Raw genomic sequence first — 14,679 nt, 5'->3', positions numbered from 1 at the left:
GGGCTATAGTATATTTAAATAAAAATTTTATTGATTATAAAGCCTTCAAGTACTTCCAGCACCCAGCTTCCAGCTTCCTTTCTCCTCTACCTGTCCTCCAGCCACGTAAAGAAACTATGCGTTTTTTCTTTATTAATTAAAAGTTTTTCGGGAGTTTCAACGGTAAGCTTTACCAGTATTTTACGCTGAAAATAATGCTCCATTTCTTTAATCGCTCTAAAATTAACGAGATATTGCCTGTTAACTCTGAAGAATTGTTTGTCAGAAACCTGTTCCGCCACTTGTCCTAAAGGCTGGGTAAGAGGAAACTGTTCCTTTGTGAATGTAACCAGATGGGTGATCTCATTATGAATGTAAAAATAAGCAATGTCTTCGGTAGGAATGGTGGTGTATTTCTGATTTTTAAAAACCAGAAAACTACTCTTACCTGCGGCAGCAGGCTGGCTGATTTTCTGTATCAGAGACTCCAGGTCCGGAAGTTCGTTCTTCTGGAAGAATTTTTTCAGTTCATCAACCTTTCGCAGGGCTTCGGCAATATCTTCTCTGGAAAAAGGTTTCAAAACATAATCAACTCCTTTGCTTTTAAAAGCATCCAGCATATACTGATCAAAGGCAGTACAGAAAACCACAGGGCAGGTAATCTCCACCGATTTGAAAATTTCAAAGGAGAGTCCGTCCGAAAGATGGATATCCATAAAAATAAGATCAGGTTTGATCTCTTTTAAGCCTTCAATACTTGTTTCGATACTGTCGTAAACACCCAGTATCTTTGATTCCGGTTTTAAGTCTGAAATTAAATTCTGCAGGGATTTTGCCGCCCTGAATTCATCTTCAATAATGATTATATTCATGGATTAATGGTAGTTTTATCTGAAATGTTTTTTCGTCTGAATGAATGGTAATATCCTTTTCCAATAAATGTTTGTAGCGCATTTTAATATTGTCCAGCCCAACTCCCAAAGAATCTTCAGGAGTTAGTTTTCGCTGTATAGGATTTTCAATAACAATTTTGTCATCTGCATTATAGATTTTGATGTGTAAAGGCTTACTTTGCGAGACAATATTATGTTTGATACAGTTCTCCACCAATAGCTGAAGGGTAAAAGGAGGAATAAGCGTTTGAGCGGTTTCTTTTCCAAGTTCGTTGGTAAACTTAATCCCTTCTCCAAAACGGGCTTTCTGAAGAAAAAGATAAGAATCCACGATTTTCATTTCTTCCTGAACGCTGATCAGATCCAGCTTACGGCTTTCCAGCGTAAAACGGTAAAAATCAGAAAGCTTGACAATAAAATCAACGGTTTCTTCGTCATGAGTCTCTGCCATTAATTTTAACGTATTCAAACTGTTGAAAAGAAAATGCGGATTGATCTGCTGCTTTAATAATTCATACTGAGCACCCAGATTATCACTCTTTACCTTTTCCAGTTCAAGCTGTATCTGCTGCCCTGTATAGTTGTTCTGAAGCAGCGTAAGAAACATATAGCAAACCAGGTTGATCAGAATTCCCCTTACTTCCACCATCAGCATTACAGGACCAAAATTGATATGAGACAGAATCAGCTGCTGAATCCATGCCAGTCCAAACATAATCACCATCCCGAAAGCCAATACCACCATCAATCTGGAATAAGAGATATGCTGTCTGCGTTTTCCTGTACGGTTCAGCATATAGATATTGATATACCACATGATAACGGAAAATGCTGCTGTAATGGCCGAGTTTACCGCGGCCTCTTTCCAGTTGAACTCATGAGACGCCAGCTGGGGTACAGAAGATAGAACTCCCAGGAAAACGGAGCTTATCCAGATAATGGCCGGTGAGATTTTTATTTTTTGCTGTTGCATGAAATCTGCTGATTTGAAAAGGTTAAATTAATGTTTTTATTGGAAATATTATGATAAATAGTGAAACAGAAATTTTATTATGGCCTCGCTACGGGACGGTAACTCATGAAATACTGTATTCTTTCTTTTGTGTCTGAGAAAGTATTCTCAGGCTGATCATTTTTAAGATCATAAGAGACATTTCCGGCACTGTCTGCCTGAACAGTTTCGATACTTACCAGTTCTCCGGTGATGGTTCCTCCAATATACTGAGGATTATCATGGTATTTCCAGGTAACCAGTTTCATCACAGCACCTGCTTCAGGTGCCTGGCTTTTATTTGATAAGGATTCCAGTGCTTTTTCGTTCCCATATAAGGCAGACATAGTTTCTTTTTTAGGATTTAAAGAATTAGAGATAAATTTGAGAGGACCCGGGTCAAAAACAACCCTTGAAAAGCCATTATTTGTATTACTATTTTCTTTGCTGCAAGCGGTAAGAGAAACAAGGCTTACCAATAAGATCAGGATTGTATTTTTCATTTTTTCTGTAAATTTTGAATGAGTCTTTGGGTATTTACTTTCATGGGAACATCAAACAGATATCCTGTTTTTTCAGCGAGTTGTCTGTGGCAGGCGATGCAGGATTCTTTGGCGAAAGAAGCCGTTTTTCCTGTCGGATGAAGATCATCTCCGGAAAATTTTGCAAATCCCCAACCCTCTGTATCTTGATACTGCTTGGAATCTTTAACCATAAACTGTGCATTGATAAATTTCCCGGGTCTGATTTCTCCATCCGGAAGCTCTTCTTGTTTCCATACGGATTTTACTACCACACTTCCGTCCGGCCACGGATGAAAATTCTCTGTTTCCACAGCCTTTACCGCAATATCATTTCCATAAATTACACGGATAGAGTTATCAAACAGCGTACTCATACTGATTACTTTCCAGTTTTTAAAATCACCGGTGTATCGAACACCGTTGGGAGAAACCGGGAAATTGGTTGATGCCGGATCTAGTACAGAGGATGATACCTGAGGTGTCTCAATCTTTTTTTGAACAGAAGGACCTGCTGAGGATAAGGAAATTGTATATTTTTTGATCGTTTCAATATCTTTTGCTGTAATCCTGGCTGAGGGATGCAGAAGGGTGTACTCATGGAGAGGCATTTTACCACTTTGCATCATATTGAGAATAGCGTACATTTTTCCCTGATGTTCTGCAGTAGATAACTTTTCCCATTCTGAGAAGTTCAGGACTTCTCTGGCTCTTTTGATATCTTTGTTCACTGCCCAGGAAACAGGAGCAAGTTTATCATACCAGCTTAAATTCTGCTGATTGGAATGACAGCTGAAACATGAGTTTTCAAGAATACTGATCACTTCCTTTGGGGCTTCAATTTTCCCTGTAACCGGTTTTCCTTCCAAAGGTTTACTGAATAACTGCAGCCCTCCGAAGATTCCTAATATCGCCAGAAAGACAATGGCGATGGGATTTCTTTTTTTCTTTACGGTATCCATAATGAGTATTGTTTTTATTTTCTGATTCAAAAGTAGGCGGGAAGCCCATACTTTGAAATGAAAAACAGACTGAGCTGGACAAATCAAAAGGCGAATCCGGAATTTTTAACCCTGAAAATCCACAAGAAAATCCCGGTAACGCAATTACCGGGATTTGATTAAATCTGTTGTTTATAAAGTAATACCACCATCTATCACAATTTCAGTTCCGGTGACATAGCCCGAAATCTGATCATCTGACAAATAGGTAACCAGTTTGGCAATCTCTTCAGCGGTTCCCATTTTCTTCATTGGAATCTGTTCTATGAGATGGTTTTGAATATTTTTCAACGTTTCTTCATCCAGCCCTGCTTTACTCATAATTTCGGTTTTTATAGGGCCCGGGCTTATCATATTCACTCTGATTTTTCTTGGGGCTAATTCTGCTGCTGCCGTTTTGGCAATAGAATTTAATGCTGCTTTGCTTGCCTGATAAGCCGAACTGTTGGGTTTATAGGTAGAAGCCACAATAGAAGATAAAAAGATAACAGAAGCACCATCATTTAATAATGGAATGAATTTGCTTAATGTAAAGTAAGCTCCCCTGAAATTGATGTTCATCACCTGATCAAAATTTTCGGTATCCATATTTTCAATAGCAGTCAATGTACCTGTAATTCCTGCATTGATAAACAGGATATCTATTTTCCCGAATTGTTTCTCAATATTTTCTTTTAAAAGATCAATATCGTTAAGGTTGGCCTGATCTGCGATAAACGGAATGGCACCAAGTTCGCGGGCTGCTTTTTCTACGGCATCTTTTCGCCTTCCGGTAATGATCACAGTTGCTCCTTCTGCAATAAGTTCTTTTGCTGCAGCGAATCCGATCCCGCTGTTTCCTCCTGTTACGATAGCCAGTTTGTTACTGAATTTTTTCATTGTAAATTTTTTTGACAAAGTTATTTCAAAATGGTATACTTTTGTAATCAGTATCACAGAGTATACCAGTATCACGAATGATATCACTTAACTTTGCAATTATGGAACGAGACCAGAACGAAGAACTCAGAGCATTACAGGATACCCTTTATTTTATCGGAGGCAAATGGCGGATTCCTGTCATCAATTCACTGTGTAACGGGAACAGACGCTTCAGGGAAATTGAAAGGAGTATTCCCGGAATTACCACCAGAATGCTTTCAAAAGAACTGAAAGATATGGAACTGAATAAACTGCTAAAACGCACCGTTTATCCCGAAACTCCTGTTTTAATAGAATATGAACCCACAGAATACTGCCGAACCTTTGGAAATATCATTCAGGAAATGATCAACTGGGGCAGGGAGCATAGGAGAGTGATTGTGGAGGATAGAAAATAATACCAATAAAAAACCTCTCACGAAGGAGAGGTTTATAACTATTTGTCAAAAATTTCGATCATTACATTGTCAGGAATTATTCCCGAATAATCATAAGACTGAACGTTGAGTTGAGTAACTGAACTTACACAGACTACCTTATTATTGTAGCTGAACACTTTATAAGGATATCTTTTTGTATTGATTGTCTTGGTTTTTGTGTAAGAATTGATGTTATAAAGCTCAATGGTCTTACTTGTAGTTCCTGCAATAATACTGTTACCATCAAAATCAAAACTTGAAAGCTTGGAATTTCCGGAAGGCAGATCATTCTGATAAATCATTTGCGAATTATAGACAGAACCAGAACTTGCCGTAATGATTCTTCCATCAGGAAATGCTTCAAATATCCTGTAATTAAGTGGGTGATCTCCATGATAAGTATCGTCCTGATGACTGATGTAATTCCCATTAAGATCAAAATTATAAAGATCCATATCTACAGGTGAAATATTCTGTGTTATGGTATATAATTGCACAGAAGTTCCTACAGCTTTTCTCATCCTTCCACTATTATAATAAAGCTGAGGTGATTGAGAAATGATAGCTTTTGTAGCTCTGCTTGCTGATTTAATCACACTGGAACTGCTATTACTATTTGAAGAACCGTAAAGTATACCGTTATGATATACAGTACTGATGAGTGGCATTCCGAAACTCACCTGAGCTTTCAATGTCAGATCATTTCCATCATAAATATCTACCCAACCATCATTTCTGGGAACATATAGTTCTACACTTCCATTATAGGTTCCAATATCAGAGTAGCCTAAAGTTGCATTTGTGCTGATCTGATGGGTAACAGAGTTTGTATTCACATCATAAATAGCAATTTTCCCATCCGTATCTAATAGGTATAGCTTTCCGGAGTTTTTATCAAATTGGGCATCAAAAGTTTTAAGATTAACCAATTTGATCTCAGGTCTTTCAATTTTTATAATGTTACTTTTAACCTCTTCACCATTAACCTTAATACCAATAACCTGATATTCTACATAAGGGTTAAATGGTACGGCTGAAGTAAATGTAAACTGATTCGGATAGCTATTACCAATTTCGGATTGTATCCCATTTTGAGAATCACTTCTTACAATTTTATAATGATTATAAGTGGCATCTCCGCTGAGCGTCCATTTTAAGCTTACCGTTTCAGTGGTATCACTGTAAGTTGAAGTTAAATTGATCTTATTTTCAATAACAGGAGGTGTTACTGTGACCACCTCCGTAATATCATCGTTTGAACTGCTGCATGAAAATATTGATAAATAAGCAAATAATAAGGTTATAGTTTTTTTCATAAATTTTAGATTCCGTCAATAATTTCATTTAAAACAGTGCTAGGTCTCATGGCTGCATATGTTTTATACGTATCAGCTTTGTAGTAACCTTCAATGTTCTGAGGTTTACCCTGAGCACCAATTAATTCAGCATTGATTACTTCTTCATTTTCCTGCATTGCCTGAGCAACAGGAGCAAACTGAGCAGCCAGTTCAGCATCAGCAGTCTGGTTCGCCAACGCTTCAGCCCAATACATTGCCAGATAGAAGTGAGAACCTCTGTTGTCTATCTGACCCACTTTTCTTGCAGGAGATTTATCTGTAGCTAAGAATTTAGCGTTAGCTTCATCCAATGCATCAGCTAAAACCTGAGACTTTGTATTTCCCTGAGTTTGTGCAAGATGCTCTAAAGAAGCCTGAAGTGCTAAGAATTCACCCAGAGAATCCCATCTTAGGTATCCTTCTTCCAGGAACTGCTCAATATGTTTTGGAGCAGAACCTCCGGCACCAGTTTCAAATAAACCACCACCATTCATCAATGGAACGATAGAAAGCATTTTTGCAGAAGTACCAAGCTCAAGGATTGGGAAAAGGTCTGTTAAATAATCTCTCAATACGTTTCCGGAAACTGAGATTGTATCTTTACCTTCTCTTGCTCTCTTCAACGTTTCAGTCATAGCATCTTTTACATCAAGGATTCTGATGTCAAGACCTGTTGTATCGTGATCAGCAAGATATTTTTCTACTTTTTTGATGATTTCTCTGTCGTGAGCTCTTCCTTTGTCTAACCAGAAGATAGCAGGAGTATCAGATAATCTTGATCTGTTTACCGCTAATTTTACCCAGTCCTGGATAGGAGCATCTTTAGTCTGACACATTCTGAAGATATCATCTTTTTCTACTTTCTGAGAAAGAAGAACGTTTCCGGCTTCATCCTGAACTTCTACAGTTCCGTCAGCTGACAATTGGAAAGTTTTATCGTGAGAACCATATTCTTCAGCTTTCTGAGCCATTAAACCTACGTTTGGAACAGATCCCATTGTGGTAGGGTCCAATTTTCCGTGCGCTTTCATATCGTCAATCACAGACTGGTAGAAACCTGCATAAGAACGATCCGGAATGATACAAACGGTATCTTCTTCATTTCCGTCTTTGTTCCACATTTTACCTCCGCCTCTTACAAGAGCAGCCATAGAAGCATCAACAATGATATCTGAAGGTACGTGGAAGTTGGTAATTCCTTTATCAGAGTTTACCATAGCCACTCTAGGTCCTTCAGCAAGAGCTTTTTCAATATCAGCTTTGATGTCAGCTTCCTGAGCATTTCCTTTGATTTTTTCGAAAAGATCAGCAAGACCGTTGTTTGGATTAATATCTAAAGATTTGAATGTCTCAGCATATTTAGTGAATACTTCTTTGAAGAAAGTCTCAACAATAGCCCCGAAAATGATAGGGTCAGAGATTTTCATCATCGTTGCTTTAAGGTGAGCAGAAAGAAGTACATTTTTGTTTTTAGCTTCTTCGATGGCTTCCTGAACGAATGCTTTCAATGCCTTTAAGTTCATAACAGAAGAATCAATTACTTCACCAGCCAGAAGACCTGCGTAGTCTTTTAAAACAGATTCAGAACCGTCATTTCCTTTAAATACGATTCTGTATTTTGTAGCGTTTTCTAAAGTTGTAGAAGTTTCTGTACCATAGAAATCACCATTGTTCATGTGAGCCACATCAGTTTTGCTGTCAGATGCCCAATCACCCATTCTGTGAGGATTAGCTTTTGCATAGTTTTTAACAGCTTTTGGAGCACGTCTGTCAGAGTTTCCTTCTCTTAATACAGGGTTTACAGCACTTCCTAATACCTTGGCATATTTAGCTTTGATCGCTTTTTCTTCGTCATTTTTAGGTTCTGCAGGATAGTTTGGAACTGCGAAACCTTTACCTTGTAATTCAGCAATCGCTGCATCCAATTGAGGTACAGAAGCAGAAATGTTCGGTAACTTAATGATGTTGGCTTCAGGTTTTGTTGCCAATTCTCCAAGTTCTGCCAAAGCATCACCGATCTTTTGGTCGTCTTTCAAAAACTCAGGGAAGTTGGCTAAAATTCTTCCTGCCAAAGAAATGTCCGGTACTGCGATTTCGATATCTGCTGATTTTGTAAAAGCTTTTACGATAGGTAAAAACGAGTGAGTAGCCAGCATTGGAGCTTCATCAGTAAGTGTGTAATAGATTTTTGATTTTTCTGACATTATACTGTTATTTTTTATTTGAAATTTTAAGTCCCACAAATTTAGTAAATATCATTGTTTTATTGAAGATATTTCCATAAAAAAAAGAGGCTTTTGACTCTTTATATTGATATCTGCTTAATTTATGTTCACCTTCCGGTTATATTTATTTTAGAAATAATTTTATAATGTTCAGAGGCTGAACTTTTTGTCCTTAAAATCAGGCTTTTTGAAGGCTGCAGCTACATAATAATTATGTCTGATAAAACTGATAATCAATAAGATGTTTTTTATTCTCACTTTAAGATTAATTTAACCATAATAAAACCGGAAAAATTTTCTTTTTTGATTACATTTGAAAAACTAAAAAAATAAATATTATGTCAACGACAATCACTTTAAAAGGAAGAAGTACACACAATAGGAGCATTACCATCAGTAGGAACCACTGTAAAAGACTTTGCATTGGTAGATTCAGGATTAAATGTGAAAACCCTTCAAAATTTTGACGGAAAGAAAAAAGTATTCAATATTTTCCCAAGCATTGATACCCCTACCTGTGCCGCTTCTTCCAGAAAATTCAATGAGGAAGCTTCAAAGCTTGATAATACGGTGATCATCAATGTTTCTAAAGACCTTCCATTTGCATTAGGAAGATTCTGTGCAGCAGAAGGATTGAATAATGTAGAAACACTTTCAGATTTCAGAAGCAGCTTCGGAGACGATTATGAAGTGACCATCGCAGATTCTCCTATGAAAGGATTACTGAGCCGCGCCGTGATCGTTACAGACGAAAACAACAAAGTAGTATATACTGAGCAGGTTCCTGAAATTGCTAATGAACCTAATTACGATGCCGCTCTTGCAGCATTGAAATAATAAAATAATTTTTGTAGAAAAGCCTTGTGAATATGATTTTGCAAGGCTTTTTTGAATATAAAACCAATCAGATCACACCAAATGACGTCAAATAATTATCAGAAATATGGAGAAATTTTTCAGGTAGATTCAGATCATTTTGAAGAATTCTACGCTTTACTTCATGATACAAAGCTTTTAAAATCTGACTTTTTTCTCAAACAGGGAGAGAAATGCAAATACCTGGGGTTTATAAAGAAAGGAACCATCAGATGTTTCTACATCAATGATCGGGGGCGCGAAATCAATTTTGGATTTTATTTTGAAAATGAATTTTTCACCGATTATGAAAGCATTCTTTGTGATACTGTATCCAATATGAATATCCAGGCATTGGAAAACTGTGAAATTCTGCTGTTGAGTAAAGATCACCTGCGGAATTTATATAAAAAAGAGGCTTACTGGCAGGGATTCGGAAGAGTGATGAGTGAAAAAATTTATCTGGATGCCAAAAAACGGATTGATGACCTATTGTGCTATTCCCCTGAAAACAGATATCTCAATTTGCTCAAAAAACAGCCTGCGCTCTTTCAGAAAATAGCCCAGAAACATATTGCCAGTTATTTGGGTGTAACAGAGCAGTCACTCAGCAGAATAAGAAGCCGGATTGTAAATTAACTTAAGTTAACGTCTGCTCATATTCTAAGCCGTAGCTTTACCATATCAAATTTAACACAATCATTATGGAACAAAAAGATTTAACCATTATTTTGGTACACGGAGCTTGGGGAGACGGGTCACACTGGCAGTACATTATCCCTTCATTGACAAAAGCAGGATATAAAGTAAGAAGTGTTCAGAACCCGTTAACTTCTCTACAGGATGATATTAATAAGACCAAAGACCTTATTGATGCTCAGGAAGGGAAAGTGCTTTTAGTAGGACATTCCTATGGTGGTGCTGTTATCTCAGGAGCCGGAAATCACGATAAAGTGGCGGGACTCGTTTATATTGCTGCATTTGCCCCTGATGCCGGAGACAGTCTTGGATCACTTTTAGGAAGACGCGAATCGCCTGGCGGAGCAAGTATTTATCCTGATAACAAAGGCTTTTTATGGATTAAATATGATGAATTTAAATCTGCTTTCTGCCAGGATTTAGACGATGAAAAAGCCTTGGTGATGTCATTGTCACAAAAGCCTATTCACGGCCAGTGTTTTGGTGATATAGCGGGTGAACCGGCATGGAAAACACGCCCAAGCTGGTATCAGATTTCATTGCAGGACCGTATGATCCCTGCAGAAACCGAAAAAGAAATGGCGGAGCGTCTTGAACCCAAGAAGATCATCTCGTTAGATGCAGGACACGCTTCACTGGCATCACATCCTGAAGAAGTTACTCAGCTTATTTTAGAAGCCGCGGCTTCCATTTAATCAAGATACAATTCAATAGTTGATTAAGCCTTGTGAATTTTACGTAATTTCACAAGGCTTTTTTAATCAAAAAATTTGAACATGGTAAAAAGAATCGTAGTCAATATTAAAACGAATACTATTTCAAAAGCCAGCCGGTTTTATCAGGAAATTCTGGGACTGGAGGTTTTGATGGATCATGGCTGGATTAAAACATTGGGCAATGAGGAAGAAGCCAAAGTTCAGATCAGCTTTGCTGAACAGGGAGGAAATAATACAGAAGTTCCCGACCTGTCCATTGAAGTGGATAATGTGGGTGAAATCTATGATAAAATGAAAAATGCAGGCTTTGAAATCACTTATGAACTTACCCATGAAGAATGGGGAGTACGAAGATTTTTCGTTATAGATCCATTTGATAGACTGATTAATATACTGTCTCACCAATAAAAACGGGTTTTATGAATCCGTATATTTTACCGTAGTTGATTATTAATAATGATCCGGATCATTAAATAATAAGGTGAATAAAACTTACCTTTACACTTTAATCTTAGAATGAAACGATCAGGAACAGCAGATTTACCTCTTCACTATGGCAAAGTACCGCCATGGCTGTATGAACGCATGTCTGTTCTGGGGCTTTCCATTATTGAAGTCATTCTCATGGATTACGGTAAAGACGAGGTCTTACGTCGTTTGGCAGATCCATTCTGGTTCCAGAGTTTTGGAGCCGTGATGGGAATGGACTGGCATTCTTCAGGGATTACCACTTCCGTTATGGGAGCTTTAAAACGTTCTGTTAACCCAAATTCTCAATCGCTGGGACTTTATATCTGTGGCGGAAAAGGGAAGTTTTCCCGCGAAACTCCATCAGAGCTCATTAAAATTGCAGATAAAACCGGATTGAACGGAACAGAACTGGTAAGAGCCAGCAAGCTTTCTGCAAAAGTAGATAATACGGCCATTCAGGATGGCTATCAGTTGTATCTGCACAATTTCATTCTCTCAGACAATGGAAACTGGAGCGTCATTCAGCAGGGAATGCATGAATCTGACGGAACAGCAAGACGTTACCACTGGCACTCGGAAAACATTACCTCTTTTGTAGAACAGCCGCACACAGGAATCAATGGGATTTCGAGAGGGAGAATTCTTAACCTTACGGATACCGAAGCTTCAGAGAACAGAAAAGGAATTCTGGATATTTCCCATACTGATTCGGCTGAGGTGATGAAGGATTTTGCCAGATTGATTCTACCTGCCCACCATGATGTGCAGGCTTCTGATGTTGATCTGAAACGTCTCGGAGCCCTGCTGTATGTTACCAGAGAACAGCAGCCACAGAATTTTGAAGACCTGCTGATGCTGGAAGGAGTAGGGCCAAGAACCATGCAGTCATTGGCTCTGGTCAGTGAAGTGATTCACGGGGCACCGTCAAGATTTGCAGATCCGGCAAGGTTTTCCTTTGCTCATGGCGGTAAAGACGGACACCCTTTCCCGGTGCCGATCAATACGTATGATGAAAGTATCAGCATCCTGAGAAAAGGGATTGAAAAATCCAAACTTGGAAATTCTGATAAGCTGAATTCTTTAAATAAACTTCATCAGATCATAACAAAAGCAGAAAAAGATTTCACTCCGGATTTTGATATTCAGCAGGTGATCGAAGAAGAAAGACAGAATTCCTGGCGTTTTGGCGGAAAAACGGTATTCGGCGATGCCCAGAAACCCGATAATCCTCCCAAGCCAATACAGCTCTCACTGTTTTAAAAAAATATTTCCTGTAAAAAACTTACCATTACTGTATCGGCAGATAGACATTCCCATCCTCCGGAGGGGTGGCGAAAATTCAAAGAATTTTTGACGGGGTGGCCAGAGATAGTATGTTTCAAATAACTGTTTAAAAACAAAAAGCTTTGAAATGTATTTAATTTCAATAGGGTATGTGCTTTTTATGAAAATATTCAATGCTTTGTTTAATATTTTTTGCTCTGAATTCAATTAAAAATTTTACTTTTAAAGACTTAAAAAAATTGACACCAATGACCAATAAAGCCTTAGAAACCTGCTATGATTTCCCTTTCTTTTTCCCCGAAGAGCTTGCTGAAATATTCCAGGCTCATGAAAAAAGATCTTTCCAGAAAGGTGATTTCATTCTTGAGGAAGGAAAAACGGCCAATGAATATTATATTCTTGAAAGCGGATTGGCGCGTTCCTATGTTAATGATTTCAATGGAAATGAAGTAACCACCCACTTTTTTGTAGAAAATGAAGTCATCATTGAGGTGTTGTCAATGTTTCAGCGGGTTCCCTCTCAGGAAAATATCGTTTGTATCACAGACTGCGAGTGCTGGAGGCTGGATTATGATACCTTCCAGGAGTTGTTCCATAAAATCCCAAACCTCAGGGAATGGGGAAGATCATGGATGTCTCAGGAACTTTTTGCTTACAAACAAAGATCTGTAGAAATGTTTACCCTTTCTGCCACCAGAAGATATCTGAATCTGCTGGAGCAGAAATCTAAAGTAGTACAATGGGCACCCTTGAAACAAATTGCATCCTACTTGGGAGTTACAGATACTTCCCTGAGCCGTATCCGTAAAGAAATCGTTTCTCATCCCAAGAAAAATTAAATCTTGCCCTATGACAAGTAGATTTTCATTGCACCTTGGTAATTTTGGATTACAGATTAACACTAAAATTACAAAAAATGAAAGTCAATCAAATTTATGTCAACCTTCCGGTAAAAGATGTACAGAAAACCAAAGAATTCTGGACTAAGGTAGGTTTTTCTATCAATGAACAATTCTCTGATGATAAAGCAACTTGCGTTGTTTTGAATGATACCATCTATGTGATGTTTCTCCAGGAAGATTATTTTATGACCTTCACCAATAAACCTGTTGCCAAAGAAAATACCAGTCAGGTTCTTGTAGCGGTAGGTTTGAACAGCCGTGAAGAAGTAGATAAAATAGTAAATACTGCTGTAGATAACGGAGCACGACAGCACGAAGAGCCCCAGGATTACGGATGGATGTACCAGAATTCTTTCTGGGATCCGGATGGGCATGGCTGGAATATTACTTTTGCAGATATGTCTCAAATGCCTGCTGAATAAATTAAATAAAAATAAATCTTGTCATAGGGCAAGCGTACTCTTACCAAATCCCGGTAATTTTGGATAACAATCACCACTAAAATTTACAAAATGAATATTACAGATATTTACGTCAATTTACCTGTAAAAGACGTTCAAAAAACCAGAGAATTCTGGACGAAGCTTGGCTTTTCTATTAATGAACAGTTTTCAGATGAGAAAGCAATATGCGTAGTCATGAAAGAAAATCATATCTACACTATGTTTCTTAAAGAAGAATTTTTCCAAACCTTTACCAACAGGCCTTTTGCGAAAGGAGATACTACTCAGGTACTTCTTGCTATCGGAGTCAACAGCCGGGAAGAAGTAGACGGTATGGTAAAAACAGCGATCGAAAATGGAGGGTCAAAATACAGTGAGCCTGTAGATTACGGATGGATGTATCAAAGCAGTTTTGCTGATATCAACGGCCATCAGTGGGAAGTAGTGCATGGTGATGTCTCTCAGATCCCTGCAGAATAATCCATAACACCACAAAATATATCATATGGAAACACAATCAAACGATATAGAAATCATAAAAAATCAGGTAACCAGTAACTATTTTGTGATTACGATGAATATCGATGGTATTACCCATGAAGAATCTGTGATTTTTCCCAATGGTGAAGCCAATTGTATGAACTGGATTCTTGGACATCTGATCTACATCAGAAATCCATTACTGAATATTTTAGGAGAAGAATCTGTCTGGGATATTGAAAGATTTTCTTTCTATAACAGGGGTGAAATTGCTTTAGATCATAAAGATAAATTGATTAGTTTCGAAGATTTAAAATCCTATCTTAAGCAATCCCAGGATAAGCTGGAAGCAAAGCTCAGCACGCTTGAGAGTTTTAAACCTGAAATGGTTAAAGATATATCAACCTTAAGCCTTCATGAAATCTATCACAGTGGGCAGCTGGGTTACCTCCGTAGAATTTTAGGAAAACCGGGTGCTATAAAGTAGCATGCTGTTTTTAGACTCCTTACTTCGCTCGGAATGACAGGTACATCGCTGAAAT

The 14,679-nt window shown here is 38.0% G+C and carries 16 protein-coding genes and 1 pseudogene; 10 read left to right on the top strand and 7 right to left on the bottom strand.

The annotated features are described in order from the left end of the window. Positions 1-86: 86 nt before the first annotated feature. The 5 genes from LIV57_RS10680 to LIV57_RS10660 all read right to left on the bottom strand — a co-directional run bounded on the left by LIV57_RS10680 (position 87) and on the right by LIV57_RS10660 (position 4,264). Positions 87-851, bottom strand: coding sequence for a LytR/AlgR family response regulator transcription factor (locus LIV57_RS10680; protein ID WP_227942562.1), 765 nt, complete (start codon positions 849-851; stop codon positions 87-89). Continuing rightward, positions 832-1,845: a sensor histidine kinase gene (locus tag LIV57_RS10675; protein ID WP_227942561.1), complete on the bottom strand. Its 1,014-nt coding sequence runs from the start codon at positions 1,843-1,845 to the stop codon at positions 832-834. The genes LIV57_RS10680 and LIV57_RS10675 overlap by 20 nt, the downstream gene beginning before the upstream one ends. A gap of 77 nt (positions 1,846-1,922) precedes the next feature. After that, a complete protein-coding gene (locus LIV57_RS10670) occupies positions 1,923-2,366 on the bottom strand; it encodes a cytochrome P460 family protein (RefSeq protein ID WP_227942560.1) in 444 nt (147 codons plus the stop codon). Further along, positions 2,363-3,346, bottom strand: a complete 984-nt coding sequence (locus LIV57_RS10665) for a heme-binding domain-containing protein (protein ID WP_227942559.1) — start codon at positions 3,344-3,346, stop codon at positions 2,363-2,365. The genes LIV57_RS10670 and LIV57_RS10665 overlap by 4 nt, the downstream gene beginning before the upstream one ends. A gap of 171 nt (positions 3,347-3,517) precedes the next feature. Next, positions 3,518-4,264, bottom strand: coding sequence for an SDR family oxidoreductase (locus LIV57_RS10660; protein ID WP_227942558.1), 747 nt, complete (start codon positions 4,262-4,264; stop codon positions 3,518-3,520). Positions 4,265-4,365: 101 nt separating this feature from the next. Here LIV57_RS10660 and LIV57_RS10655 point away from each other — a divergent pair, with 101 nt between their 5' ends. Continuing rightward, positions 4,366-4,704, top strand: coding sequence for a winged helix-turn-helix transcriptional regulator (locus LIV57_RS10655; protein WP_114821030.1), 339 nt, complete (start codon positions 4,366-4,368; stop codon positions 4,702-4,704). 38 nt (positions 4,705-4,742) lie between these two features. On the opposite strand, the gene LIV57_RS10650 is transcribed toward LIV57_RS10655, so the two are convergent. Next, complete coding sequence (locus tag LIV57_RS10650; RefSeq protein ID WP_227942557.1) at positions 4,743-6,041, bottom strand: hypothetical protein; 1,299 nt, start codon at positions 6,039-6,041, stop codon at positions 4,743-4,745. A 5-nt stretch (positions 6,042-6,046) separates the two neighbouring features. After that, a complete protein-coding gene (locus LIV57_RS10645) occupies positions 6,047-8,266 on the bottom strand; it encodes an NADP-dependent isocitrate dehydrogenase (protein ID WP_227942556.1) in 2,220 nt (739 codons plus the stop codon). A 359-nt stretch (positions 8,267-8,625) separates the two neighbouring features. Here LIV57_RS10645 and tpx point away from each other — a divergent pair. The 9 genes and pseudogenes from tpx (at position 8,626) to LIV57_RS10600 (ending at position 14,624) form a co-directional block, all read left to right on the top strand. Further along, positions 8,626-9,124, top strand: a pseudogene (gene tpx / locus LIV57_RS10640) (thiol peroxidase). A gap of 81 nt (positions 9,125-9,205) precedes the next feature. Beyond that, positions 9,206-9,781 carry a Crp/Fnr family transcriptional regulator gene (locus LIV57_RS10635; RefSeq protein WP_227942555.1) on the top strand — a complete coding sequence of 192 codons (576 nt, stop codon included), beginning with the start codon at positions 9,206-9,208 and terminating at the stop codon, positions 9,779-9,781. A 65-nt stretch (positions 9,782-9,846) separates the two neighbouring features. Next, positions 9,847-10,536 (top strand): alpha/beta hydrolase, encoded by a 690-nt coding sequence (locus LIV57_RS10630; protein WP_227942554.1) that lies wholly within the window; start codon positions 9,847-9,849, stop codon positions 10,534-10,536. 81 nt (positions 10,537-10,617) lie between these two features. Continuing rightward, complete coding sequence (locus LIV57_RS10625) at positions 10,618-10,965, top strand: VOC family protein (protein ID WP_227942553.1); 348 nt, start codon at positions 10,618-10,620, stop codon at positions 10,963-10,965. Between the two features lie 108 nt (positions 10,966-11,073). After that, the gene (locus tag LIV57_RS10620) at positions 11,074-12,288 is read left to right on the top strand and encodes a DUF763 domain-containing protein (protein WP_227942552.1); all 1,215 of its coding nucleotides are present in this window, start codon (positions 11,074-11,076) and stop codon (positions 12,286-12,288) included. Positions 12,289-12,560: 272 nt separating this feature from the next. Beyond that, positions 12,561-13,151: a Crp/Fnr family transcriptional regulator gene (locus LIV57_RS10615; protein WP_227942551.1), complete on the top strand. Its 591-nt coding sequence runs from the start codon at positions 12,561-12,563 to the stop codon at positions 13,149-13,151. A gap of 77 nt (positions 13,152-13,228) precedes the next feature. Continuing rightward, positions 13,229-13,636, top strand: a complete 408-nt coding sequence (locus LIV57_RS10610) for a VOC family protein (RefSeq protein ID WP_120231590.1) — start codon at positions 13,229-13,231, stop codon at positions 13,634-13,636. Between the two features lie 90 nt (positions 13,637-13,726). Further along, positions 13,727-14,137, top strand: a complete 411-nt coding sequence (locus LIV57_RS10605; RefSeq protein ID WP_227942550.1) for a VOC family protein — start codon at positions 13,727-13,729, stop codon at positions 14,135-14,137. Positions 14,138-14,162: 25 nt separating this feature from the next. Next, positions 14,163-14,624: a hypothetical protein gene (locus LIV57_RS10600; protein WP_227942549.1), complete on the top strand. Its 462-nt coding sequence runs from the start codon at positions 14,163-14,165 to the stop codon at positions 14,622-14,624. The last annotated feature ends 55 nt before the right edge of the window (positions 14,625-14,679 follow it).

This window comes from Chryseobacterium sp. X308 (genome assembly GCF_020733145.1).
Lineage (GTDB): Bacteria > Bacteroidota > Bacteroidia > Flavobacteriales > Weeksellaceae > Chryseobacterium > Chryseobacterium cupriresistens.
The sequence above is the reverse complement of the archived record's forward strand: the minus strand, read 5'-3'. Positions and strand labels throughout refer to the sequence as shown.

Coding starts and splice junctions, on each gene's coding strand:
- LIV57_RS10680 (WP_227942562.1), bottom strand. CDS start 851: ATGAATATAATCATTATTGAAGATGAATTCAGGGCGGCAAAATCCCTG.
- LIV57_RS10675 (WP_227942561.1), bottom strand. CDS start 1,845: ATGCAACAGCAAAAAATAAAAATCTCACCGGCCATTATCTGGATAAGC.
- LIV57_RS10670 (WP_227942560.1), bottom strand. CDS start 2,366: ATGAAAAATACAATCCTGATCTTATTGGTAAGCCTTGTTTCTCTTACC.
- LIV57_RS10665 (WP_227942559.1), bottom strand. CDS start 3,346: ATGGATACCGTAAAGAAAAAAAGAAATCCCATCGCCATTGTCTTTCTG.
- LIV57_RS10660 (WP_227942558.1), bottom strand. CDS start 4,264: ATGAAAAAATTCAGTAACAAACTGGCTATCGTAACAGGAGGAAACAGC.
- LIV57_RS10655 (WP_114821030.1), top strand. CDS start 4,366: ATGGAACGAGACCAGAACGAAGAACTCAGAGCATTACAGGATACCCTT.
- LIV57_RS10650 (WP_227942557.1), bottom strand. CDS start 6,041: ATGAAAAAAACTATAACCTTATTATTTGCTTATTTATCAATATTTTCA.
- LIV57_RS10645 (WP_227942556.1), bottom strand. CDS start 8,266: ATGTCAGAAAAATCAAAAATCTATTACACACTTACTGATGAAGCTCCA.
- LIV57_RS10635 (WP_227942555.1), top strand. CDS start 9,206: ATGACGTCAAATAATTATCAGAAATATGGAGAAATTTTTCAGGTAGAT.
- LIV57_RS10630 (WP_227942554.1), top strand. CDS start 9,847: ATGGAACAAAAAGATTTAACCATTATTTTGGTACACGGAGCTTGGGGA.
- LIV57_RS10625 (WP_227942553.1), top strand. CDS start 10,618: ATGGTAAAAAGAATCGTAGTCAATATTAAAACGAATACTATTTCAAAA.
- LIV57_RS10620 (WP_227942552.1), top strand. CDS start 11,074: ATGAAACGATCAGGAACAGCAGATTTACCTCTTCACTATGGCAAAGTA.
- LIV57_RS10615 (WP_227942551.1), top strand. CDS start 12,561: ATGACCAATAAAGCCTTAGAAACCTGCTATGATTTCCCTTTCTTTTTC.
- LIV57_RS10610 (WP_120231590.1), top strand. CDS start 13,229: ATGAAAGTCAATCAAATTTATGTCAACCTTCCGGTAAAAGATGTACAG.
- LIV57_RS10605 (WP_227942550.1), top strand. CDS start 13,727: ATGAATATTACAGATATTTACGTCAATTTACCTGTAAAAGACGTTCAA.
- LIV57_RS10600 (WP_227942549.1), top strand. CDS start 14,163: ATGGAAACACAATCAAACGATATAGAAATCATAAAAAATCAGGTAACC.